Origin of the sequence: Burkholderia sp. WP42 (genome assembly GCF_000745665.1) — a bacterium.
Lineage (GTDB): Bacteria > Pseudomonadota > Gammaproteobacteria > Burkholderiales > Burkholderiaceae > Burkholderia > Burkholderia vietnamiensis.
This window is the reverse complement of record NZ_JQJT01000003.1, coordinates 344,788-367,096: the sequence shown is the minus strand read 5'-3', so window position 1 is coordinate 367,096 and position 22,309 is coordinate 344,788. Positions and strand designations below refer to the sequence as shown.

At 69.7% G+C, this 22,309-nt stretch carries 21 protein-coding genes; 3 read left to right on the top strand and 18 right to left on the bottom strand.

Annotation, left to right across the window (positions count from 1 at the left end; genetic code table 11):
- Positions 1-29: 29 nt before the first annotated feature.
- Positions 30-2,165: a 3-hydroxyacyl-CoA dehydrogenase NAD-binding domain-containing protein gene (locus EX20_RS01670; RefSeq protein WP_034192537.1), complete on the bottom strand. Its 2,136-nt coding sequence runs from the start codon at positions 2,163-2,165 to the stop codon at positions 30-32.
- Between the two features lie 260 nt (positions 2,166-2,425).
- Here EX20_RS01670 and EX20_RS01665 point away from each other — a divergent pair, with 260 nt between their 5' ends.
- Both EX20_RS01665 and ggt read left to right on the top strand, forming a co-directional pair.
- Positions 2,426-3,388, top strand: coding sequence for a LysR family transcriptional regulator (locus EX20_RS01665; protein ID WP_014723717.1), 963 nt, complete (start codon positions 2,426-2,428; stop codon positions 3,386-3,388).
- 242 nt (positions 3,389-3,630) lie between these two features.
- Positions 3,631-5,523, top strand: a complete 1,893-nt coding sequence (ggt, locus tag EX20_RS01660; RefSeq protein ID WP_034192536.1) for a gamma-glutamyltransferase — start codon at positions 3,631-3,633, stop codon at positions 5,521-5,523.
- 60 nt (positions 5,524-5,583) lie between these two features.
- Here the strand turns inward: ggt and EX20_RS01655 are convergent, their stop codons facing one another.
- The 7 genes from EX20_RS01655 to EX20_RS01625 all read right to left on the bottom strand — a co-directional run bounded on the left by EX20_RS01655 (position 5,584) and on the right by EX20_RS01625 (position 11,646).
- On the bottom strand, positions 5,584-6,315 hold the full coding sequence (locus EX20_RS01655) for a UPF0149 family protein (RefSeq protein WP_034192535.1): 732 nt from the start codon (positions 6,313-6,315) through the stop codon (positions 5,584-5,586).
- Positions 6,316-6,408: 93 nt separating this feature from the next.
- Positions 6,409-7,359, bottom strand: coding sequence for an ABC transporter permease subunit (locus EX20_RS01650; RefSeq protein WP_034192534.1), 951 nt, complete (start codon positions 7,357-7,359; stop codon positions 6,409-6,411).
- Positions 7,359-8,156, bottom strand: coding sequence for a taurine ABC transporter ATP-binding protein (locus EX20_RS01645; RefSeq protein WP_034192533.1), 798 nt, complete (start codon positions 8,154-8,156; stop codon positions 7,359-7,361). The genes EX20_RS01650 and EX20_RS01645 overlap by 1 nt, the downstream gene beginning before the upstream one ends.
- 39 nt (positions 8,157-8,195) lie before the next feature.
- Positions 8,196-9,212, bottom strand: coding sequence for a taurine ABC transporter substrate-binding protein (gene tauA / locus EX20_RS01640; RefSeq protein WP_011886136.1), 1,017 nt, complete (start codon positions 9,210-9,212; stop codon positions 8,196-8,198).
- 283 nt (positions 9,213-9,495) lie between these two features.
- Positions 9,496-10,488, bottom strand: coding sequence for a lipoyl synthase (lipA, locus tag EX20_RS01635; protein WP_011886137.1), 993 nt, complete (start codon positions 10,486-10,488; stop codon positions 9,496-9,498).
- Positions 10,481-11,236, bottom strand: a complete 756-nt coding sequence (gene lipB, locus EX20_RS01630) for a lipoyl(octanoyl) transferase LipB (RefSeq protein ID WP_034192532.1) — start codon at positions 11,234-11,236, stop codon at positions 10,481-10,483. Before lipB ends, lipA begins: the two co-directional genes overlap by 8 nt.
- Before the next feature lie 83 nt (positions 11,237-11,319).
- Positions 11,320-11,646 (bottom strand): DUF2917 domain-containing protein, encoded by a 327-nt coding sequence (locus EX20_RS01625; RefSeq protein WP_034192576.1) that lies wholly within the window; start codon positions 11,644-11,646, stop codon positions 11,320-11,322.
- Positions 11,647-11,748: 102 nt separating this feature from the next.
- Between EX20_RS01625 and EX20_RS01620 the strand changes: the two genes are divergently transcribed.
- Positions 11,749-12,720 (top strand): transcriptional regulator GcvA, encoded by a 972-nt coding sequence (locus EX20_RS01620; RefSeq protein WP_011886140.1) that lies wholly within the window; start codon positions 11,749-11,751, stop codon positions 12,718-12,720.
- Between the two features lie 31 nt (positions 12,721-12,751).
- On the opposite strand, the gene EX20_RS01615 is transcribed toward EX20_RS01620, so the two are convergent.
- The 10 genes from EX20_RS01615 to EX20_RS01570 form a co-directional block, all read right to left on the bottom strand.
- Entirely contained in the window at positions 12,752-13,060 is a 309-nt protein-coding gene (locus EX20_RS01615; protein WP_011886141.1) for an HP0495 family protein, read from the bottom strand.
- A complete protein-coding gene (locus EX20_RS01610; protein ID WP_034192531.1) occupies positions 13,060-13,986 on the bottom strand; it encodes a D-amino acid aminotransferase in 927 nt (308 codons plus the stop codon). The genes EX20_RS01615 and EX20_RS01610 overlap by 1 nt, the downstream gene beginning before the upstream one ends.
- 48 nt (positions 13,987-14,034) lie before the next feature.
- Positions 14,035-15,348 carry a D-alanyl-D-alanine carboxypeptidase family protein gene (locus tag EX20_RS01605; RefSeq protein WP_011886143.1) on the bottom strand — a complete coding sequence of 438 codons (1,314 nt, stop codon included), beginning with the start codon at positions 15,346-15,348 and terminating at the stop codon, positions 14,035-14,037.
- A gap of 772 nt (positions 15,349-16,120) precedes the next feature.
- Positions 16,121-16,765, bottom strand: a complete 645-nt coding sequence (locus tag EX20_RS01600) for an alpha/beta hydrolase (RefSeq protein WP_014723726.1) — start codon at positions 16,763-16,765, stop codon at positions 16,121-16,123.
- 13 nt (positions 16,766-16,778) lie between these two features.
- On the bottom strand, positions 16,779-17,096 hold the full coding sequence (locus EX20_RS01595; RefSeq protein WP_011886145.1) for a (2Fe-2S) ferredoxin domain-containing protein: 318 nt from the start codon (positions 17,094-17,096) through the stop codon (positions 16,779-16,781).
- A 210-nt stretch (positions 17,097-17,306) separates the two neighbouring features.
- Positions 17,307-18,458, bottom strand: a complete 1,152-nt coding sequence (locus EX20_RS01590) for a VanZ family protein (RefSeq protein ID WP_034192530.1) — start codon at positions 18,456-18,458, stop codon at positions 17,307-17,309.
- Positions 18,459-18,477: 19 nt separating this feature from the next.
- Positions 18,478-19,101: an ABC-type transport auxiliary lipoprotein family protein gene (locus EX20_RS01585; RefSeq protein ID WP_011886147.1), complete on the bottom strand. Its 624-nt coding sequence runs from the start codon at positions 19,099-19,101 to the stop codon at positions 18,478-18,480.
- Between the two features lie 118 nt (positions 19,102-19,219).
- Positions 19,220-20,149 carry an MlaD family protein gene (locus EX20_RS01580; RefSeq protein ID WP_011886148.1) on the bottom strand — a complete coding sequence of 310 codons (930 nt, stop codon included), beginning with the start codon at positions 20,147-20,149 and terminating at the stop codon, positions 19,220-19,222.
- A 28-nt stretch (positions 20,150-20,177) separates the two neighbouring features.
- The gene (locus EX20_RS01575) at positions 20,178-21,074 is read right to left on the bottom strand and encodes an ABC transporter ATP-binding protein (protein ID WP_034192529.1); all 897 of its coding nucleotides are present in this window, start codon (positions 21,072-21,074) and stop codon (positions 20,178-20,180) included.
- Entirely contained in the window at positions 21,071-22,195 is a 1,125-nt protein-coding gene (locus tag EX20_RS01570) for an MlaE family lipid ABC transporter permease subunit (RefSeq protein WP_011886150.1), read from the bottom strand. Before EX20_RS01570 ends, EX20_RS01575 begins: the two co-directional genes overlap by 4 nt.
- Positions 22,196-22,309: the final 114 nt, after the last annotated feature.

The following is a 22,309-nucleotide window of genomic DNA, read 5'->3' as shown; positions in this document are numbered from 1 at the left end:
GTTCGGTCCGTGGCAGATGCGGTGGGCGTTCAGTCGATGCGGTTCAGGCTCGCGAAATCCGCGCCGCGCTCGACCAGCTCGACGAGCAGCGGCGACGGCCTCCAGAACAGCGGATCCTCGTTCGCGAACGCGCGGATGTCGGCGAGCACGTTCGCGAGGCCAACCGTGTCCGCGTAGTGCATCGGGCCGCCGCGATGGCGCGGAAAGCCGTAGCCGTACAGGAACACCGCATCGACGTCGAGCGGGCGCAGCGCGATCCGCTCGTGCACGACGTTCGCGCCTTCGTTGATCATCGCGGCGAGGTAGCGGCGCAGGATCTCGTCGTCGCTGAAGCTGCGCGGCACGATGCCCTTCTTCGCGCGCTCGGCGGCGACGATCGCGTCGACCTCCGGGTCCGGCGTGCCGACGCGTGCGCCGTCGGGATACAGGTAATAGCCACGGCCGCTCTTCTGGCCGAACCAGCCGCGCTCGCACAGCCGGTCGGAGATCTCCACGTAGCGCGCGCGCGGATCGCGCGTCGCCGCGCGGCGCTTGCGCGTGGCCCAGCCGATGTCGCCGCCCGCGAGATCGACGACCTGGAACGGCCCCATCGGGAAGCCGAAATCGCGCACCGCGCGATCGATCTGGTACGGCGACGCGCCGTCCTCCATCAGGTAGTCGGCCGCGGTGCGGTAGACGGCGAGGATCCGGTTGCCGATGAAGCCGTCGCACACGCCGGCGCGCACCGGCGTCTTCTTCAGTTGCTTCGCCAGCGCGAACGCGGTCGCGACGACCTCCGCGCTGACGCGCTTCGGCACGACGATCTCGAGCAGCTTCATCACGTTGGCCGGCGAGAAGAAATGCAGGCCGATCACGTCGGCCGGCCGGTCGATGCCGGCGGCGAGCGCGTCGATGTCGAGATACGACGTGTTGGTCGCGAGCACCGCGCCGGGCTTGCACACGCGCGCAAGCTCGGCGAACACCGCCTGCTTCACGGCCATGTCCTCGAACACGGCCTCGATCACGACGTCGGCCTGCGCGAGCGCGTCGTAACGCGTGCTGCCGTCGAGGCGCGCGACGCGCGCCGCGCGTGCGTCCGGCGTCATGCGGCCCTTCGCGACGAGCGCGTCGTACACCTTTTCGACGTGCGCGCGCCCGCGTGCGAGCGACGCGTCGTCGCGTTCGATCATCGTCACCGGCAGGCCCGCGTCGAGCGCCGCGACCGCGATCCCGGCGCCCATCGTGCCGCCGCCGACCACGCCGACCCGCTCGACGGCACGCGCGCTCGCACCGCGCGCCTCGGGCGCCTTCGCGGCCTCGCGTTCAGCGAAGAACGCATGCACGAGGCCCGCGCGCTGCGGGCTGTCGAGGCATTGCAGGAACAGGCTGCGCTCGAGCTTCATCCCCGCGTCGAACGACAGCGTGAGCGCGGCCTCGACCGCATCGACGATCTTCGCCGGCGAGAACAGCCCGCGGGACTTCTTCGGCAGCTCGGCGCGTGCCGCAGCGAGCGCCGCCTGCGCGGCCGTGCGCTCGGCGAGGCCCTGCGCATCGCGCGTGCGCCGTACCGGCGCGCCGAGCGACACGAGCTCCTGCGCATACGCGAGACCTTCGGCGAGCGTGTCGTCGCTGCGCGCGACGCGATCGACGAGGCCGAGCGCGCGCGCTTCTTCCGCGCTTGCGTGGCGCCCGGTCAGCATCAGGTCGAGCGCGGCCTTCGCGCCGATCAGGCGCGGCGTGCGCTGCGTGCCGCCCGCGCCGGGCAGCAGGCCGAGCGTGACTTCGGGCAGCCCGAGCTTCGCGCCGGGCAATGCGAGCCGGTAATGCGCGGCGAGCGCGACCTCGAGGCCGCCGCCGAGCGTCGCGCCGTGCAGCGCGACCACCACCGGCTTCGCGCTCGACTCGATCCGCTCGCACACGTCGGGCAGCGACGGCGGCACGGGCGGCTTGCCGAATTCGCGGATGTCGGCGCCCGCGATGAAGTTGCGGCCGGCGCCGACGATCAGCACCGCGCGGACTGTGTGATCGGCCTGCGCGGCGTCGAGCGCATCGGCCAGGCCGCGCCGCACGTCGGCGGACAGCGCGTTGACGGGCGGATGGTCGATCGTGACGACGAGCAGCGCGTCGCGGCGCTCGTGCGTGACGCTCCCGGCGCGGGCCGGTGCGGGGGAAGCGGTTGAATTCATCGTGTCTCCGGTTCGGTGCGCGCGGTGTGCCGGAACGTTTCCCCGGGCCGGACGGCGGCGCAGGTTCGCGCGACGGGCATCGCGTGCATGCCGTTCATGCCGCGCAGCGCAAGCGATCCGCTGCGACGGCCGGGCATCACTGGATTCTCGATTGATCGAGATTCATTGACAATTCCCGCATGCCTTTACAAGCTGTCAAGTCCGACTTGACATTGAATGCGTTCGAACCGTCGCACGGGACGGACCGGGAGACCTCGCGGATGGACCTGAATGCGCTGACGCTGCTCGTCGAGATCCTCGATGCGGGCAATCTGAGCAAGGCCGCGCAGCGGCTCAAGATGAGCCGCGCGAACGTCAGCTACCGGCTGAACCAGCTCGAACGCTCGATCGGCCAGCAGCTCGTGCGCCGCACGACGCGCCGCATCGAGCCGACCGAGATCGGCTTGAAGCTGTACGAGCACGGCCGGCGCATCCGCAACGAGTTGCTGGCCGCGCAGGAATCGGTGACGACGCTCGGCCAGGACCTGCAGGGCCGCGTGCGGCTGTCGGTGCCGAGCGGCTATGGGCAGATGGTGATGTCCGACTGGCTGCTCGCGTTCAAGCGGCTGCATCCCGGCATCGTGCTGGACGTGGTGTTCGAGAATCGCGTCGAGGATCTGATGCGCGACGAGGTCGACATCGCGATCCGCGTGATGTCCGAGCCGCCGCAGAACCTCGTCGCGCGCGACATGGGCGCCGTGCGCTACGTCGCCTGCGCATCGCCCGCGTTCGCCGCTGCGCACGGGATGCCGGCGAGCCTCGACGCGCTGAGCGCCGCGCCGGTCGTCACCGCGACGGTGCTCGGGCGGCAACTGCGGATCGCCGCGTATCTCGGCGACGAGCGCCACGAGGTGCTGCTCGAACCCACGCTGATCTCCGAGAACTTCCTGTTCCTGCGCCAGGCGATCCTCGCGGGGATCGGCGTCGGCATCGTGCCCGACTACGTGGTGCAGGACGACCTGCGGCGCGGCGCGGTGGTCACGTCGCTCGACGCGTACCGCTTGAGCATCTTCGGCACGCACATGTACATGCTGTACATGCCGAACCGCCACCACACGCGCGCGACCGCGACCTTCATAGAGTTCATCCTCGAACAGGCCGGCAAGGCCGGCCGGCGCGGGCCCGGCGCGATTCGTCAGGGTTTCCTGTCTGATGACAAGCGGCCGGGCGCGCGGCGAAAATAGCGCGCCGTTCGGTGTGGGATGGGCGCGCGCGTGTCGGATGTCGCATGCGCTTGGCATGCTGGATGCGTTTCGCGTGTGTGCTGTGTGCGCCGTGCGGCGCATTGCAGCGCGCGTGTCGTGTGCCGTGTGCCGTGTGCCGTGTGCCGTGTGCCGTGTGCCGTGTGCCGTGCGCCGTGCGCCGTGCCCCGCGTGCATGCCCCCACACCCACACGTCCTTCGAATTCAACGTTGCCGAGGGTTCAATGTCCGACCCGATTCGTCCGCCTTCGCGTCCCCGGACGCCCGTTGCCGCGCTCGCGGGCCTCGCCTTCGTCGCGCTGGTCGCGTTCAGCGCCGGCTGCACGTCGCCGTCCGCATCGTCGGGCGCGGTCGTCCCGGTCGCCGCGGCGTCGGGCGGCGCGGTGCCGCTGCCGGGCGTCCAGGCACCCGAGCCGTCGTCCGGCTGGACCGACAAGCCGGGCTGGACCGCGCAGCACTTCATGATCGCCGCCGCGAACCCGCTCGCGGCGCAAGCCGGCTACGACATGCTGAAGGCCGGCGGCACCGCGATCGACGCGGCGATCGCGACGCAGATGGTGCTCGGGCTCGTCGAGCCGCAGTCGTCCGGGCTCGGCGGCGGCGCCTTCATGCTGTACTTCGACGGCAACGCGACGCAGGCGTACGACGGCCGCGAGACCGCGCCGGCCGCCGCGACCGAGCGGCTGTTCTACGGCCCGACGGGCCAGCCGCTGAGCTTCTACGACGGTGTCGTCGGCGGGCGCTCGGTCGGCACGCCGGGCGTGCTGCGGATGCTCGACGCCGCGCACCGCGCGCACGGCAAGCTGCCGTGGCGGCGGCTGTTCCAGCCCGCGATCCGGCTCGCGGAGCGCGGCTTCACGATCAGCCCGCGCCTCGCGATGCTGATCGCGAATGACAAGTACCTGATGAACGACCCGGTCGCACGCGCGTACTTCTACAACCCGGACGGCACGCCGAAGGCGGCCGGCACCGTGCTGAAGAACCCGGCGCTCGCGGCCGTGCTGCGCCAGATCGCCGAGCGCGGCGCGAACGCGTTCTACACCGGGCCGATCGCGCGCGACATCGTCGCGAAGGTGCGCCGGCATCCGACCAACCCCGGCCTGCTGACGCTGCAGGATCTCGCGCGCTACAAGGCGAAGGTGCGTGCGCCGCTGTGTACCGACTACCGGCGCTCGGTGGTGTGCGGGATGCCGCCACCGTCGTCGGGCGGCCTCGCGATCGCGCAGATGCTGGGCATCCTGGAAGCAATGCCCGACTGGCAGCAGATCGGCGCGCAGAAGCCGGTGCGCAACGACGTCGGCTACGAGCCGACGCCGTTCGCCGCGCATCTGTTCAGCGAAGCCGGGCGCCTCGCGTACGCGGATCGCGCGCGCTACGTCGCCGATCCCGATTTCGCGCCGCTGCCGGGCGGCAGCTGGGCGAGCCTCACCGACAAGGCGTATCTCGCGCAGCGCGCGCGGCTGGTCGGCGAGACCAGCATGGGCGTCGCGCAGCCCGGCACGCCGCAGGGCGCGACGCTCGCGCTCGCCGACGATCGAAGCGCCGAACTGCCGTCCACGTCCGACATCGCGATCATCGACCGCTACGGCCACGCGCTGTCGATGACGACCAGCGTCGAAGATGCGTTCGGTTCGCGGCTGATGGTGCGCGGCTTCATGCTGAACAACCAGCTGACCGACTTCTCGTTCGTGCCGAGCGAGCACGGGCGCCCGGTCGCGAACCGCGTGCAGCCGGGCAAGCGGCCGCGCTCGGCGATGTCGCCGGAGCTCGTGTTCGACCGGAAGACCAGGCAGGTGACGATGATCGTCGGTTCGGCCGGCGGCCCCGCGATCATCAATCACGTCGCGAAGACGCTGATCGGCGTGATGGACTGGGGAATGACGATGCAGCAGGCGATCGCGCTGCCGAACTTCGGGTCGATGAACGGGCCGACGCAGCTGGAGCGCGGCCGCGTGTCGGACGCGCTCGTCGACGGGCTGAAAGGGCGCGGCCACGACGTGCGCGTCGTCGAGATGAACTCGGGGCTGCAGGGCATCCAGCGGCTGAACGTGCAGGGGCAGACGGTGTGGTTCGGCGGCGCCGACCCACGGCGCGAAGGCGTCGCGCTGGGGGAATGACGGCTGACGCCGGTCAGCGCCTGCCGTCGGCTGCGTGGATGCGTGATGTAAGACGCGCCCTCAGTGCAGCGTGGCGGCCGCGCCGCAGCATTTCTTGAACTTCTTGCCGCTGCCGCACGGACATGGATCGTTGCGCCCGATTTTCGGTTCCGAACGCTGCGCTGTCGCGGCAACGCGCCGCTCCTGCACGGCGCGGCGATACGGCAACCAGTAACGATAGATGCCGGCGACGGCCGCGGGAATCCTGTCGGCCAGGGTTTCCCGCCCGGACGGATCGAGCATCAGCTGCGCGTCGTCGGGCGCAACTTCGTCGGCGGCCGCTTCGTCCCCGCCGAGCAGGCGAAGCGGCCGCATCCATGCCTGGCCTTGCGGATCGTCGAAGAGCGGCTGCCAGTATTCCTGGGACAGAGCGATCGCCTGCATGAAGCCGAATGCCCAGGCCTCGGCATCGCGATATTCACGCGCGTCGTCGGCATAGACGACCGTGTCGAACACCGGCCGAAATGCGTCGGGATTGCGCTCCAGGCTGCCGATAATGCCGTTGTAATGTCGCATCAGCAGACCCAGCACGCGCTGCGCCTGCTCCATCGTCTCGAAATTCGGTGCGTCGTCGTCCGTCGGCCCCCATATGCCGCCCAGCCATTGGCTCGGCAGCAGCGTGACAGGGCCGGCCGCGATCGCGGTCAAGTAGCCGTCGAGCCCGGCGAGCGTCAGCGTTTCTTCCGACGCGACATCGGAGATCAGGAATGTGCCGAGTTCGTCGAGTTCGGCTGGCGTGAGGGATTTCATCATGTCGGCATCGTATGACAGCAGGCGGCGGCAGGCAACCCGCCCCGCCCGCTCATCATGCTCGCGAAGGCGGCTCCGGCACGGCCGTGCGACGCCTCACCCGCGCCCCTTCCACGGCACCGCACGCCGCTCCACCCACCGCATCGCGAGATCGAACAGCCACGCGATCGCGCCGATGATCAGGATGCCCATCACGACGATATCGGTGCGCAGAAAGCTCGACGCGTTGAGCACCATCTGCCCGAGCCCGGCCGTCGCGGCGACCATCTCGGCGGCGACGAGCGTCGTCCAGCCGAAGCCGATCGCGATGCGCAGACCGGTGAGGATCTCCGGCAGCGCGGCGGGCAGCACGACGTGGCGCACGATCTGCGCGAAGCTGCCGCCGAGCGAATAGGCGGCGTTGATCTGCTCGACCGTCGCGGCGCGCACGCCCGCGCGGGCGGCCATCGCGATCGGCGCGAAGCAGGCGAGGAAGATCACGACGAGCTTCGCCGTCTCGTCGATGCCGAACCAGATCACGACGAGCGGCAGATAAGCCAGCGGCGGCAGCGGCCGGTAGAACTCCAGCAGCGGATCGAACACGCCGCGCGCGATCCGGCTCACGCCCATCAGGATGCCGGCCGGCACGCCGATCGCCGTCGCGAACGCGAACGCGCCGAACACGCGCGCGGCGCTCCACATCAGATGCTCGGACAACGGCAGCCCGCCCTGGATGCGGCCGTGCGCCGCGTCGACGAACGCACGCCACACCGCTTCCGGCGCCGGCAGGAACAGCGGCGGCAGCCATTGCCGATGCGTCGCGATCCACCACAGTGCGGCCAGCGCAGCGAGCGTGGCCGCGCTCAGCGCCGACGTGTTGCCTTGCCCCGGCAGCCGGTAGCGATGCGACGCGCGCCCGCGTCGCTGCGGCGCGGGCCGGTTCCGTTCGAAGTCGGCGGCCGCTCGATCGGCCGCCCACGAATCCTGCGTACTCATGTCGTCCTGCCTGTCCAAAGTGGCGATGCGCACGCGCCCGGCTGACGCGCCGTGCCGCGCGAGCTCCTGCATCACGCGGCCGGCGCGACGGCGTCGTCGCGGTGCAGATAGGCGATCAGCCGCTCGCGCCATGCGATGAATTCCTGCGACGACTTCACCGCGCGCGCATCGCGCGACGCGACGTAGCGCCGCGCGAACGGCAGCTCGAAGGTCTGCGCGATGCGGCCGGGGCCGGGCGTCATCACGACCAGGCGCGTCGCGAGGAACAGCGCCTCCTCGACGTCGTGCGTGATGAAGAACACCGTCTTGCCGGTGCGCGCCCACACGTCGAGCACGAGCGCCTGCATCGTGCCGCGCGTCATCGCGTCGAGCGCGCCCATCGGCTCGTCCATCAGCAGCACGCGCGGCTCGCTCGCGAGCGCCCGCGCGATGCCGACGCGCTGCTGCATGCCGCCCGACAGCTCGTAGACGCGCGCATGCGCATGGCGCTCGAGGCCGACGAGCGCGAGCATCTCGCGCGAGCGCGCTTCGCGCTCGGCCTTCGGCATGCGCGCGAAGCGCAGCCCGAGCGCGACGTTCCCGAGCACGTCGAGCCACGGCAGCAGCGCATATTTCTGGAACACGACGCCACGATCGGCGCCGGGGCCGGTGACCGGCACGCCGTCGACGCGCACCTCGCCCGTCGTCGGCGCGACGAAACCGGCCATGCAGTTCAGCAGCGTCGTCTTTCCGCATCCGGACGCGCCGAGCGCGACGACGAATTCACCGCTGTCGATCTGCAGGTCGACGCGCGCAAGCGCGTGCGTGGTCGGCCGACCGCGTTCGCCCGGATAGGCGACCGACAGTTGCCGAACTTCCAGCGTGCTCATGATCGAAGCCTCCGCGAGGGTGCGCCGGCGCGGCGGCGCTCAGCGCGCCGCCTTCTGCACGAACTGCGGATCGACGCCGACCGAATAATCGGCCAGCACCGTCTGGATCGTGCCCTGCGTCTTGAGGAATGCGGCGGTGGCCGCGAGCGACTTCGCGGCGCCCGACTGCGCGCCGCCGCCGAGCCACGTCGGCGACGCCTGCTCGGCAGGCGTCGGGAACGCGTACAGCGCGAGGCTGGCCGGCACGTCCTGCGCGTTCGCGCCGGACACCTTCGCGACCGCCGCGACCTGCGGCGAGCCGACCTTCCACGCGGCCGCATGGGCGCGGTAATCGGCATCGGCTGCGGCGAGCACCTTCACGAAACGCGCGACGAACTCGGGGTTCTCGCGCGCGAACTTGCGGCTCACGACGAAGCCGTCGAAGGTCGCCTTGCCGCTTTGCTTCGCGACCTGGCCCGAGGTCGTCAGCACGGTGCCCGACTGCTTGACCTTCGCGAGCACCGGATCCCAGATGTAGGTCGCGTCGATGTCGCCGCGCGCCCACGCGGCCGCGACTTCCGGCGGACGCAGGTTGACGATCTTCACGTCGTTCGGGTTCACGCCGGCGGCCTGCAGCGCGACCAGCGTATGAAAGTGCGACGTCGACACGAACGGCACGCCGATCTTCCTGCCCTTCAGCGCGGCGATGCTGGTCACGCCGGAGCCGTTGCGCGCGACCAGCGCCTCGGCGTCGTTGATGTTGTCGAGCACCCAGAACAACGAAATGTCGAGCCCTTGCGACAGACCGGCCGCAATCGGGCTCGAGCCGGCCTCGCCGAGCTGCACCGAGCCCGACGCAAGCGCGCGGATCACGTCGGCGCCGCTGTCGAGCTTGCGGAACGTGACCTTGTAGCCGGTCGCCTTCTCGACTTCACCGCTCGCCTGCGCGTAGCGCCACGGCACGACCATGTCCTGGTACGCGATCACTACTTCGCGCGATTCGGCGTGCGCCGCGCCGAGCGCGGCAAAGGCGGTCAGCGCGACGACGGCGCGGCGGATGAAGCTGAAACGGGACATGCGGCTCTCCTTCGAATACGGGCATTGCTGCGGGAGAGCCGACTTTACGAGCTTTGCGCGCGGCGGGAGCGAACTTATCCTGCGAAGCTATCGACGGCGTTTCAGCTTTGCTTTGCACGTTCGATTGGATCGCGCATCCGCACGGGCGACGATCGGCGTGCGCGGACAGCCGGTGCCTGTAACGCACCCCAAAACGAACAAGCCCGCATCGCTGCGGGCTTGGTTTGACTGCATGACGGGCGGCGCACACCTGCGGCGCCCGCATGATGCGAAGACGCGACGCTCAGACCACGCCGGCCCCATGCGCCTGCAGATCGGCGTGATAGCTCGAGCGCACCATCGCGCCGACGGCCGCGTGCGTGAAGCCCATCTTGTACGCTTCTTCCTCGTACATCTTGAAGGTATCCGGATGCACGTATGCACGCACCGGCAGATGGTGCTCCGACGGCTGCAGATACTGGCCGATCGTCAGCATGTCGACGTCGTGCGCGCGCAGGTCGCGCATCACCTGCAGGATTTCCTCTTCGGTCTCGCCGAGGCCGACCATCAGGCCCGACTTGGTCGCGACGTCCGGATGCAGCGCCTTGAAGTCCTTCAGCAGCTTCAGCGAATGCGCGTAGTCCGAACCCGGGCGCGCTTCCTTGTACAGGCGCGGCACCGTTTCGAGGTTGTGGTTCATCACGTCGGGCGGTGCGGCGTTCAGGATCGAGATCGCGCGATCGAGACGGCCGCGGAAGTCCGGCGTCAGGATCTCGATGCGCGTGTCCGGCGACTGCGCACGCGTTTCGCGGATGCACTCGACGAAGTGGGCGGCGCCGCCGTCGCGCAGGTCGTCGCGGTCGACGCTCGTGATCACCACGTACTTGAGCTTGAGCGCGGCGATCGTGCGGGCGAGGTTCTTCGGTTCATCCGCGTCGAGCGGATCGGGACGGCCGTGGCCGACGTCGCAGAACGGGCAGCGGCGCGTGCACTTGTCGCCCATGATCATGAACGTCGCGGTGCCCTTGCCGAAGCATTCGCCGATGTTCGGGCAGCTCGCTTCCTCGCACACGGTATGCAGGTTGTGCTCGCGCAGGATCGTCTTGATCTCGTTGAAGCGCGAGCTGCCGGTGGCCGCCTTCACGCGGATCCACTCGGGCTTCTTCAGCTTCTCGATCGGAATGACCTTGATCGGGATGCGCGCCGTCTTCGCCTGCGCCTTCTGCTTGGCGGTGGGATCGTAGGCAGGGGTCGCGGCCGGATCGGCCGGGGCGGGGGAAGCGGTAACGTCAGTCATTCGAATGTTCCAGTGCGTGCGGCTTGTCGGCGGCCGCGGATGCGCCGTCGAGGTTGGCGATCAGGCGCCCGACCAGCGTGCGGGCGACGTCGTTCCAGTCGGCGGCAACCTCGAGGCTCGCCATGTCGACGGTTTCCAGTCCGGCATAGCCGCACGGGTTGATCGCGAGAAACGGGCGCAGATCCATCTTCACGTTCAGGCTCAGCCCGTGATAGCTGCAGCCGTTGCGGATCTTCAGGCCGAGGGCCGCGATCTTCGCGCCCTCGTGCACGCCGGATGCCACGTAGATGCCGGGCGCGCCCGCCTTGCGGACCGAAGCGAGATTATACGCCGCGAGGGTTTCGATCACGGCCTCTTCGATCCGCGTCACCAGCGTGCGGACCATCAGCTTGCGCCGGCGCAAGTCGAGCAGCAGGTAGGCGACGATCTGGCCGGGGCCGTGATAGGTGATTTGCCCGCCGCGGTCGACCTTCACGAGCGGCACGCCGCTGTCGGCCACCAGCAGATGGGCCGGGTCGCCGGCCTGGCCGAGCGTGTAGACGGGCGGATGCTCGACGATCCAGATCTCGTCGGGGGTCTCGGCGGTGCGTGCATCGGTGAACGCGCGCATCGCGTCGAAGCTGGTCTGGTATGCCTCGGTGCCGCGCCAGCGCACGGTGAGCGGCGCGTCGTGCTGAGCCGGCGAGCCGGCGGGCGATGCGGAAACAGCGACGGGCGTGGACACGATGGCAACCGGCGAGACGGACATGGACGGTAGTTTACCGAAAACCCACCGGTCCCGCCGGCAGCGGAAGGGGACGGATCGCACGCATCCGTCCGACGAAAGCCGCGTCAGACGGTGCGCCAGCCGTCGTGGAGCAACGCGCTCACGCGCTCGCGCAGCCGCGCGAGCGCACCGCGCGCGACCTCGGCCGCCGGGCGCGACACCGAGAACGCGACGTACGCCCCCTGCGCGCTTTCCGAGCTCAGCCACAGGCGTTCGCCGCGGCGCAGCCGCAGCGTCTCGCCGTCCACCAGGAAGTAGTCTTCGACGTCGTTGCTGCGCGTCGCCCACAACGGCCCGCGCTGCACCGTCAGGCGCGTGCTGCGTTGCACCTTCATCGGCACGGTTTCGCCCGCGGGGATTTCGAACGTGATGCTTGAAGAAATTTCTTGCATGATCGTCTCCGCCAATAAATGCTTCGATGGCTACAATCGTAGTCATCCAGGGGCGCCCGACCAAACGACCAATTTTCACGTCGATGTGAGGAAAATTAGCAAATGGACCTCCGCCAGCTGCCCGCGCTGAACGCGATCCGCGCGTTCGAAGCCGCCGCCCGTCACGAGAATTTCTCCCGCGCCGCCGACGAGCTGTACGTCACGCACGGCGCGGTCAGCCACCAGGTGCGCGCGCTCGAGGACGAGCTCGGCGTGCAGCTGTTCACGCGCAACGGCAAGCGGCTGTGCCTGACCGACGCCGGGATGCGCTATGCGCAGCAGGTGCGCGCCGCGCTGATGGTGATCGCCGACGCGACCCGCGACGTGCGCGCGAGCGACCGCGGACGGCGGCTGGTGGTGTCGATGCTGTCGTCGTTCGCCGCGCGCTTCATCACGCCGCGCATCGGCACGTTCATCGAGCGGCATCCGGAAATCGACGTCGAGCTGCAGTCGACCAACTCGCTGACCGATTTCGCGCGCGACGACGTCGATCTCGCGATCCGCTTCGGCTCCGGCAACTATCCGGGGTTGCATGTCGAGCCGCTGTTCGAAGAGGTGTTTTTTCCCGCATGCTCGCCGACGCTGAACGGCGGCAAGCTGCCGCAGACGCCCGCCGATCTCGCGCACTACCGGCTGCTGCGCTCGGACGACGAGCTGTGGCGGCCGTGGTTCAACGCGGCCGGGCTCGATACGCTGACCGAGCCGAAGCGGGGAATTCTGTATCAGGATTCGTCGAACCTGCTGCTGGCCGCGATCGAGGGCCAGGGCATCGCGCTGGTGCGCCGTTCGCTCGCGGTGGACGATCTGCTCGCCGGGCGGCTGGTGCGGCTGTTCGACATCGCCGGGCCGAGCCCGTGGCACTACTTTTTCGTGTGTCCGCCGCCGCTGATCGCCACGCCGCGCGTGCAGGCGTTCAGGGCGTGGCTGCTGCAGGAAGTCGCCGAATACCGGCGGCGCTGCGACGAACTGGACGCGCGGCACGCGGCGAGTGCGCTTCCCGCCGCGCGCGCACAGGAAAGGACGGGAAGCGCTTAGGGCGCGCGAACGAGAACGCGCACGCGCATCGTCACAGCACGACCTTGACCATCGGATGGCCGGTCAGCGCGCGATAGATGTCGTCGAGTTGCGCCTGGCTCGTGGCGCGCACGGTGATCGTCAGGCCCGTGTAGTTGCCGCCGCTCGATGCGCGCTCCTCGATCTTCTCGACGTCGATCTCGTTGTCATGCACGGACACGACCTTGAAGATCGTGTCCTTGAACTCCGGGTGCGCCTTGCCCATGATCTTGATCGGGAAATCGCACGGAAACTCCAGCAGCGACTCCTTCCGCGCATCGATCGCGCCGGTTACCTCGATGGTTTTGGTCGGTTCGCTCATCACTTTCTCCGGGTTAGGTCAAACTGTTCAAACTCGCGCGCCTTCGCGCGCTGGTACGCATCGTACAACGCCGCGAATACGGGCCCCGGCGTGCCGCCGTGGACCGGCAGGTCGTCGAGCGACGTGACGGGCAGGATTTCCTTCGTGGCCGACGTGAGCATGATCTCGTCCGCCGCGCGCAGCTCGACCTCGCTGATCTCGCGCGCGACGAACCGCACCTCGCATTCGTCGGCCAGCTGCTCGAGCAGCGCGTAGCGGATGCCTTCGAGAATCCTGTTGCTGCGCGGCGGCGCGAACAGCTCGCCGTTCTTCACGATCCAGACGTTCGACGACGATCCTTCGGTCACGTTGCCGTCGCGCAGCTGAATCGTCTCGAACGCGTCGCGCTCCGCCGCATGCTGCGCCATCAGCACGTTGCCGAGCAGCGAGATCGACTTGATGTCGCAATGCAGCCAGCGGCGATCCTCGGCCGTCACGCAGCGCACGCCGCGCGCGCGCTCGTCCGCCGACGGCAGGCGCAGCGGGCTCGTCATCGCGAACACGGTGGGCACCGCGTGCGCCGGGAACGCATGGCCGCGCTTCGCGACGCCGCGCGTGACCTGCAGGTAGACGAGCGCATGGCCGTCGCCGAGGCCGGGCGCGTTCGCCTCGACCACGCGCTCGATCAGCGCGCGCCAGCCGGGCGCGTCGTGCAGATCGTCGATGCCGATCTTCTTCAGGCTGCGCGCGAGCCGCTCCAGATGCTGATCGATCCGGAACGGCACGTGCGCGCCGTCGTGCGCGTAGACGGGCACGACTTCATACACGCCGTCGCCGAAGATGAACCCGCGGTCGAGCACCGGCACGCGCGCTTGCGACAGCGGCACCAGCTCCTCCTGCGACGACACGCTGAGGTACACGATCGGTTCGAATTCGGCTTGGCTCATGGCGATATCAGATGGGGATGAAGTCGTGGAAACAAAGGCCCGTCGCGCTTACTTCTTCTTGCTGAACATCAGCAGGATCGAGTCCCAGATGCGGCCGAAGATGCCGGCTTCCGGCACCGCCTGCAGCGCGACGACCGGGAATTCCGACAGCGCCTTGCCGTCGGCGACGATCTTCACCGTGCCGACCTGCTGGCCTTCGGCGAGCGGCGCGATCAGCGGCGCGTTGACGTCGACTTCCGTCTTCACCTTGTCGCCGAAGCCGCGCGGCACCGTCACCCACTGGTCGCCCTTCACGCCGACCTGCACGGTGTTGGCCTTGCCCTTGTAGATGCGCGGCGTCGACATCGCCTGGCCGCCCTTGAACAGACGCACCGAGTCGAACGCGCTATAGCCGTAGTTCAGCATCTTCATGCTGTCGGCGGTGCGGTCGCCCTCCTTCGGCTCGCCCATCATCACCGACACGAGGCGGCGCTGGCCGTCGACGCCCGGAATCGCGCGCTTGGCCGACGCGATCAGGCAGTAGCCGGCCGCTTGCGTATGGCCGGTCTTCAGGCCGTCGACGGTCGGATCGAGCCACAGCAGGCGGTTGCGGTTGCCCTGGCGGATGTTGTTGTACTTGAATTCCTTCTCCGAGAAGATCCCGTAGTACTGCGGAAAATCGCGGATCAGGTGCGCGGACAGCTTCGCGAGGTCGCCGGCCGTCGTGTAGTGGTTCGGGTCGGGCATGCCGTTCACGTCGGCGAAGTGCGTGCCCTTCATGCCGAGGCGCTGCGCCTCGTCGTTCATCAGCGTGACGAACTGCCCTTCGCTGCCGCCGACCAGTTCGGCCAGCGCGATCGCCGCGTCGTTGCCCGACTGGATGATCATCCCGTAGACGAGGTCGTGCACCGACACCGGCTTGTTCGCCTCGATGAACATGCGCGACTCGTCGCGGCCGACGCGGCGCACCGCCTCGCTCGGCGTGACGATCTGCTCCATCGAGATCTTCTTCTTGTCGAGCGCTTCGAACACGAGGTAGGCCGTCATCAGCTTGGTGAGCGATGCGGGCTCGACGCGTTCGTCGGCGTTGCCGGATGCCAGCACCGTGTTGCTGGTCGCATCGACGAGCACCCACGAGCGCGCGTTCACGCCCGGCGGCGGCACCGCGCCCGGCATGAAGGTCGCGGGCGCGCCGGTGGACTGCTCGGCGGCGGCCGGCGCGGCATGCGCGGCACGGGCCTTGGCGGCCGGCTTCGCCTCGGCGACGACGATCGTCGACGCGAGCGCGACGGGCAGCATCACGCCCAGCGCGACGTTGCGCGCGGCGGTGCCGAAGGCGATGGAAGAAGCGAGAGACTTGAGGCCTTGGGAAGACAGACGCATGATCGATTCAGGCTGATGGCAGAAAGTGCGGCGCGAAATGCGCACGGTTGAACGGCAAGGCGGCGGGCGTTCCGGGCATGCGCCCGACTGCGTCGGACGGCGCGAAACGCGGCGGTTGGACTCGTGCGGACGCGTTCGGTTCGCGGCCGCGCGCGAGCGGGCGCAGCGGCGGAGAAACGAGCGCCGCATAGGCCAGCCGGGCCGCCGGCGACGCGAAATGCGGCCATTATACGTGGCCGCGAACGGCGTTTTCGCGAACCGGGCGTCGAGTCGGGCGGCAAGTCGGCGCACATCGGCTCGCGCAGGATAGCGCGGCTGCGTAGCGGGCAAGCGTCGTCGAAGCCGCGCGAAAGGCGCGTGCAGGCGGCGTGCAAGTTGCGCGGCCGTTCGGATTTCGAAGCGTGGCGGCGGGGGTGGGTGGTGCGGGGCGGGGGTGTGCGGGATGGGGATGTGCGGGGGCGGGCTCGTAGACGGGCGGTCGTTCTATTGCCCTGCCCGGCTGTCGCCCTGTCGATCCGTCGATCCGTCGATCCGTCGATCCGTCGATCCGTCGAGCCATCGAGCCATCGAGCCATCGAGCCATCGAGCCATCGAGCCATCGAGCCATCGAGCCATCGAGCTATCGGACTCTCGCTCTGTACGGCTGTACGACTGTACGGCTGCCCATCGCTCTGTCGAGCCGCAAGACTACCGGGCAGTCGATCCGTCGGACGGCAACCCAAGAACCCGACAACCCAGCCGCGAGACATCGCGGCCGGTTCGGTTCAACCGCTCAACGCCACGCGTCGACGATGATGCGCTTGAGCACGTGCAGCTTGCGATGGAAGAAATGCTCGGCGCCGGGGATCACGACGACCGGCAGCTCCTGCGGCCGCGCCCAGTCGTAGACCGATCCGATCGGCACGGTGTCGTCGGTTTCGCCGTGGATCACGAGCGTGTTTTCCGGCACCTCGGCCACCTGCCAGCGGCTCGCCGCGGTGCCGACGAACACCATCCGCTCGATCGCCTCGCCCGCGTCGCGCAGCCGCTTGCCGACATGCGACAGCACGAAGGTGCCGAACGAGAACCCGGCGAGCACCAGCGGCAGCTCCGCGAGGCCCGGCTGCGCGCGCATGTGCGCGAGCACCGCGAGCAGGTCGTCGGCCTCGCCGATGCCGTTGTCGTGCACGCCCTCGGTCGCGCCGACGCCGCGGAAGTTCGACCGGTACACCACGTAGTTCAGCTGGACCAGCGTGCGCGCGAGCGTCTGCGCGACCTTGTTGTCCATCGTGCCGCCGAACAGCGGATGCGGGTGCGCGACGAGCGCGATGCCGCGCGGCGCGGCGCGGCGCTCGCGCACGGCGTCGGGCAGGTCGACCGCGATTTCGATCTGGCCGACCGGGCCGGCGATCAGCGACTTCTGCGTATGAACGTTCATCCGGGCCGCCCGCTCAGATCTTCAGGCGCTCGACGACCTTGCCGTCGCGCAGGTGCGATTCGACGATCTCGTCGATGTCCGCCTGATCGACGTACGTGTACCAGGTGCCTTCCGGATACACGACCATCACCGGCCCCTCCTCGCAGCGGTCGAGGCAGCCGGCCTTGTTGATGCGAACCTTGCCGGGCCCCGCGAGGCCCAGTTCCTTCACGCGCTTTTTCGCGTATTCCTGCATGGTCTGCGCGTCGCATTGCGCGCAGCTCGGACGCTCGGCGCCCGGTTCGCGCTGGTTCAGGCAGAAGAAGACGTGGTGCTGGTAGTAGGAATCCATGATGGTGACGAGCGGCCCGGCGCGATGCCGGACGCAAAGAGGGGCGAGAGCCGTCGCAGCTGCAACGGAGGTGCGCTCGATTATAGCGACCGGCGCGCGGCGGCGTCGGCGGCCGGAACGCCGGGCGGCGAGCCGGCGCCGCCCGGGCGCAGCACCAACCCGGCTCCGGTCAAGCTCCGGTCAGCACCGATCAGCTCCGGTCAGCTCCGGTCAGCGCCGCCCCCGCCCCGGCAGCCACGCATGCTCGACGCGCTGGCCGAGCCAGAGCAGCGCCGCGTACGGCCAGATCCATGCGAGCCAGCGCGCGAGGCTGTTGAAGTGCACGTAGCGGCCCTGCCGCCAGCCCGACAGCGTGAAGTCGAAGAACGGGTTCACCGGCAGCAGGTTCACGAGCGCCACGCCCGCCAGCAGCGCGACGGCCGCCAGCAGCGCCCGCCACGCGGGCGGCACGCGCAGCGCGACGAGCGCCGCCGCGAAGCCGAGCTCGATGCCGAGCCGCGCGCCGGGCGTCGCCCACACGACGACGAGGCCGGTGCTCGACTGCATGAAGGTCGCGGCCGCCTTCAGCGCGAGCGTGGCCGCGACGAACGCGATCAGCAGCCGCACGCGCGGCGCGCTCGCGCGCATCGGCAGCGACGCGATCGCGAGCGCCGCGAACAGCATCAGCGCGCCGAGCGCGGCTTCCCATCCGGAATCGGACAGCCAGCCGTCCACGCGCTCGGGCCATTCGCTCACGTGCCATGCGGCCGGCAGCCAGGCGAGCAGCGCGTCCTGCATCGACCGGTCCGCGCGCTCCCACAGCGCGGCCGGCCAGTCGCCGATGCCGAACAGGAACGGCGACGGAAACAGGATCGCGAACGGCCACAGCGCGCCGAGCAGCAGCGGCGTCGCGCCGTCGGCCTCGAACCACGCGAAGCGCAGCCGCCGCAACGCGCCGCGATCGAGCAGCGCGCCGGTGGCCGGCGCCGCGAGCGACGCGCCGAGCAGCGCGCCGAGCGCGTTGGCGCCGAGATCGAGATTGGACGCGACGCGCGTCGGCAGATAGGTCTGCAGCGCCTCCATCGTCCCCGACAACAGCACGCCGAGCCCCGTCACCACCAGCGTCGCGGCGACGCCGCGCCAGCGCGGATGCAGCGCGAGCACGCCGAGCGCGCCGAACGGCATGTAGCCGAGCACGTTGGTGGCCACGTCGAACACGGTCACGTAACGCTGCAGCGGCGCGAACAGATAGTCGAACGGCCCGATGCCGAGCGACACCCAGCCTTCGAACGGATACAGCGACGCATAGACGACGAGCGCCGCGTACGCGGCGAACGCCTGCAGCGCGAGCGACGAGGCGCGCGGCATGCGTATCGCGTTCATCGCGGCGGCGCGGCGCGCGTCACGGCGTGCCCGCGTACGCCTGCACGCCGACCCACGCGGCGATCTGCGCGACCAGCTCATCGCTCGCGGCGGCCAGCGCGCTCGCGCCGCCGGCCGCATCGGGCGTGCTCGACGGCGCGCGCGAGACGAACGTGTGCTGACCGAGCACCTTGCCGTCCTGCATCAACGTCGCGCGCGCGGTGACGGCGCCGTGACTCTGCGATTGCCCGTCGAACACCTGCTCGAACTCGGTGAGGTCGACCTTCAGCGTCGGCGCGCGCACGCCGTCGGAGCCTTCGAGCACCGCGCCGCGCGACGACAACGCCGCGCGCAGGCGCTGCGTGAGCAGTTGCGCGGGCGGCGCGGTCCAGCGGCTGTCGCGATAGACGGCCGTGCGCTGCGCGTCCGCATACGCGAGGCGGTAGACGAACTTGTCGGAGTCGAGCGCGTCGGGCGCGGCGATGTCGAGCACCTTCAGCGCCGAGCCCGTGCCGGTCGAGCCGACCGTCGCGGCCGGCCCGAGGTCGTAGCGGACGTTCGACAGCGCCGCACTGTTGCCGGCGCAGCCGGCGGCGAGGGCGAGCGTCAGCAGCGCGAGCGCGGTCGCGGCCGGGCGCAGCGCGCGTTCGAGGATTCGTGGCATGGCATGTTCCTGCATGAGGTTTCCGGTTTCGATGACGTCGTCGCGCGGGCGTCGCGGCCCGCCGACCGACGGCGGCCGCGGCGGCGGGTTACAGCGGGCGGCAGCGCATGGCGGCGCGCTACTTCGCGGCCGTCGTACCCGGCCAGACGAAGCCCGCCTCGCCGGGGCCCGGCGCGGGGCCGGGCGAGCCGAACAACAGACTGCTCGGATTGCGGCCGAGTTCACCCGCGACGTCCTTCAATTGCCGCGACGCATCGCCGACGCTGCCCGCCAGCGCGTTGAAGCGCGGCAGCGTGTCGTACTGCACGCGTGCGTTCAGGTCGTTCAGCGCGACGCCGACCTGCTCGGCCGCCGAGCCGGCCTTGTTCAGGTTCGCGACGAGCGGGCCGTTCGGCTGCAGCAGCGTGTTCGCGGACGCCATCGCGCGATCGACCTGATGCATCGTGTCGGGCAGCGCGGCCACCGCCGGCTCGAGCTGCTTCGACAGGGCCGCCGCGCCGTCCGCCGCGTGCTGCAGGCTCGCGGCCGTCGCGAGCAGCTGCGCGCGCATCTCCGGCGACATCAGCTCGTTCGCGCTTTTGGCCGCCTGTTCGAGCTGCCGCAGCAGCACGTCGCCGCGCTCCTGGATCTGGTCGAACAGGCTCGGCCGCATCGGAATCTGCGCGATCGACTTCGACGACGACGGCAGCGGCGCGAGGTCGCGGCCGGTGTCCTCGAGCTGCACGAACGCGATGCCCGTCACGCCCTGGAAGCCCAGGCTGCCGTAGGTGGACTGCGTGATCGGCGCGTCGTGGTCGACGAGAATCCGGATGCGGATCTGGCCCGGATGCGTACGGTCGAAGCCGATCGACTGCACCTTGCCGACGTCGAGCCCGCGAAAGCGCACGGCCGCATCGGGGAACAGGCCCGTCACGTTGGTGCGCGCGAGCAGGTCGTACGGCACGCGCACGGTGCGGTCGACGTTGAACCAGAACACGGTGCCCGCGATCGCCAGCGTCAGCGCGATCGTGAACAGGCCGGCCCAGAACGCGTGTGATTTGTTTTCCATTCGCGGGTTCCTTGCTTGATGCGTTCGTCTACAGCTCGACGCTCGACAGCGCCGGTTCGAGGGCCGCCTTCGGCAGCTTCGCGCGCCGCTCGGGCGGCAGCGCCTGCAATGCGCGGCGCCCGCGCAGCCCCAGGAAATATTCGTGGATGAACGGATGATCGACGCCCGCGGCCTCCTCGACCGGCGCCGCGACCAGCACCTTGCGATCGGCCAGCACCGCGACGCGCGTCGACAGCGCGACCATCGTGTCGAGGTCGTGCGTAACCATCACGACGGTCAGCCCGAGCGTGCGGTGCAGCGTCCCGATCAGCTCGACGAATTCGTCGGAGGCCTGCGGGTCGAGGCCGGCCGTCGGCTCGTCGAGGAACAGCAGCTCGGGCTCGAGCGCGATCGCGCGCGCGATGCCGACGCGCTTGACCATCCCGCCCGACAGCGCGGCCGGCATCTTCGACGCATGCTTGCCCGGCAGCCCGACCATCTCGAGCTTGAGCATCACGATGTCGTGCAGCAGGTCGGCCGGCACGCGGCCGAGCTCGCGCAGCGGCTGCGCGATGTTGTCGAACACCGTCATCGACGAGAACAGCGCGCCTTGCTGGAACAGCATCCCCGAGCGCGTGCGCATCAGCCGCGCGCTCGCTTCGTCGATCGTCGACGTATCCTCGCCGAACACCTTGATCGTGCCCGACGTCGGCCGCTCGAGGCCGAGGATCTGCCGCACCAGCGTCGTCTTGCCCGAGCCGGAGCCGCCGACGATCGCGACGATCTCGCCGCGCCGTACGTCGAAGTCGAGCTTCTGGTGGACGATGTTGCGCCCGTAGCGCTTGGTGAGGTTGCGCACCTCGATCACGAGCTCGCCGCCGGGTGCGCCGGCCGCGCCCGCGCCGGCTGCCGCGGGCTGCGCGGCGGGATGGTCAGACGTGCTCATCCGAGCCCCACGTTCTGAAACAGGATCGCGAACACCGCGTCGGCGAGGATCACGACCGTGATCGACGTGACGACCGACGTCGTCGTGCCTTCGCCGAGGCTCTGCGAGTTCGCCTTGATCCGGAAGCCGAAATGACAGGCGACCAGCGCGATCAGCATCCCGAACACGACGCCCTTGCCGACGCCGATGTACAGGTTCGCGATCGGCACGACGCCCGGCAGCGAACGCACGAAATAGTTGAAGTCGATCGCGAGCACGAACTTCGCGGCGAGCGCGCCGCCGGTCAGCGCGATGATGTTGGTCCACATCACCAGCAGCGGCATCGCGACGCCAAGCGCCAGCACGCGCGGCAGCACCAGCCGCAGCCCGTGCGGGATGCCCATCACGCGCATCGCGTCGAGCTCCTCGGTCACGCGCATCACGCCGATCCGCGCGGTGATCGCCGAGCCCGAGCGGCCCGCGACCAGGATCGCCGACAACACGGGGCCGAGCTCGCGGATCACCGACAGCCCGAGGATGTTCACGATGTAGCGGTTCGCGCCGAACATCTGCAGTTGCTGCGCGGACAGATAGCTGAGCACGATGCCGATCAGGAACGCGACCAGCGCGGTGATCGGCAGCGCCTGCGCGCCGGCGCTGTAGATGTTCGCCGAGGTTTCCTTCCACGGCATCGTCTGCGGCCGGCGCAGCACCGACAGCGCGTCGAGGATCACGCGGCCGAACATCGCGATGCCGCCCTGCAGATGCTCGCCGAACGTGAAGATCGCCAGCCCGAGGCGCGTGACCGGATCGAAGCGCACGACGCGCTCGGGCGCCTCGCGCTGGCTGTCGAGACGCTCGATGCGCTCGAAGATGGTGCGCTGCGTGTCGCTCAGCTCGACGCCGGCCGGCAGCTTGCGGCCCCATACGCGCCACAGCGCCTGGCCGCCGACGTGGTCGAGCCGCTCGATGCCCGACAGATCCCATTCGCGCGGGCGCGCGGACGCGAGGCCCGCGACGCGGCGCGTGATGGCGCCGCGATTGCGGGCGAGCGCGAGCGCGGTCCACTGGCCGTACAGGCGCACCGTCTGGCCCTGTTCGCCGGCGTCGACGGACAGCCCGGGAGGAGTGTCGATGTCCAAGGGCGGGTTGTTTGCAAAAAAATGTCAGCGCCCATTGTATCGAACCGCCCGGCGCCGCGACGTGACGATGCCCATCCCACGCCCGTGCGGCGGCGCATTGCCGCGGCGGCAGCG

Bases quoted from the DNA above. Each gene is read 5' to 3' on its own strand.
- EX20_RS01670 (WP_034192537.1), bottom strand. From the start codon at position 2,165: ATGAATTCAACCGCTTCCCCCGCACCGGCCCGCGCCGGGAGCGTCACG.
- EX20_RS01665 (WP_014723717.1), top strand. From the start codon at position 2,426: ATGGACCTGAATGCGCTGACGCTGCTCGTCGAGATCCTCGATGCGGGC.
- ggt (WP_034192536.1), top strand. From the start codon at position 3,631: ATGTCCGACCCGATTCGTCCGCCTTCGCGTCCCCGGACGCCCGTTGCC.
- EX20_RS01655 (WP_034192535.1), bottom strand. From the start codon at position 6,315: ATGATGAAATCCCTCACGCCAGCCGAACTCGACGAACTCGGCACATTC.
- EX20_RS01650 (WP_034192534.1), bottom strand. From the start codon at position 7,359: ATGCAGGAGCTCGCGCGGCACGGCGCGTCAGCCGGGCGCGTGCGCATC.
- EX20_RS01645 (WP_034192533.1), bottom strand. From the start codon at position 8,156: ATGAGCACGCTGGAAGTTCGGCAACTGTCGGTCGCCTATCCGGGCGAA.
- tauA (WP_011886136.1), bottom strand. From the start codon at position 9,212: ATGTCCCGTTTCAGCTTCATCCGCCGCGCCGTCGTCGCGCTGACCGCC.
- lipA (WP_011886137.1), bottom strand. From the start codon at position 10,488: ATGACTGACGTTACCGCTTCCCCCGCCCCGGCCGATCCGGCCGCGACC.
- lipB (WP_034192532.1), bottom strand. From the start codon at position 11,236: ATGTCCGTCTCGCCGGTTGCCATCGTGTCCACGCCCGTCGCTGTTTCC.
- EX20_RS01625 (WP_034192576.1), bottom strand. From the start codon at position 11,646: ATGCAAGAAATTTCTTCAAGCATCACGTTCGAAATCCCCGCGGGCGAA.
- EX20_RS01620 (WP_011886140.1), top strand. From the start codon at position 11,749: ATGGACCTCCGCCAGCTGCCCGCGCTGAACGCGATCCGCGCGTTCGAA.
- EX20_RS01615 (WP_011886141.1), bottom strand. From the start codon at position 13,060: ATGAGCGAACCGACCAAAACCATCGAGGTAACCGGCGCGATCGATGCG.
- EX20_RS01610 (WP_034192531.1), bottom strand. From the start codon at position 13,986: ATGAGCCAAGCCGAATTCGAACCGATCGTGTACCTCAGCGTGTCGTCG.
- EX20_RS01605 (WP_011886143.1), bottom strand. From the start codon at position 15,348: ATGCGTCTGTCTTCCCAAGGCCTCAAGTCTCTCGCTTCTTCCATCGCC.
- EX20_RS01600 (WP_014723726.1), bottom strand. From the start codon at position 16,765: ATGAACGTTCATACGCAGAAGTCGCTGATCGCCGGCCCGGTCGGCCAG.
- EX20_RS01595 (WP_011886145.1), bottom strand. From the start codon at position 17,096: ATGGATTCCTACTACCAGCACCACGTCTTCTTCTGCCTGAACCAGCGC.
- EX20_RS01590 (WP_034192530.1), bottom strand. From the start codon at position 18,458: ATGAACGCGATACGCATGCCGCGCGCCTCGTCGCTCGCGCTGCAGGCG.
- EX20_RS01585 (WP_011886147.1), bottom strand. From the start codon at position 19,101: ATGCCACGAATCCTCGAACGCGCGCTGCGCCCGGCCGCGACCGCGCTC.
- EX20_RS01580 (WP_011886148.1), bottom strand. From the start codon at position 20,149: ATGGAAAACAAATCACACGCGTTCTGGGCCGGCCTGTTCACGATCGCG.
- EX20_RS01575 (WP_034192529.1), bottom strand. From the start codon at position 21,074: ATGAGCACGTCTGACCATCCCGCCGCGCAGCCCGCGGCAGCCGGCGCG.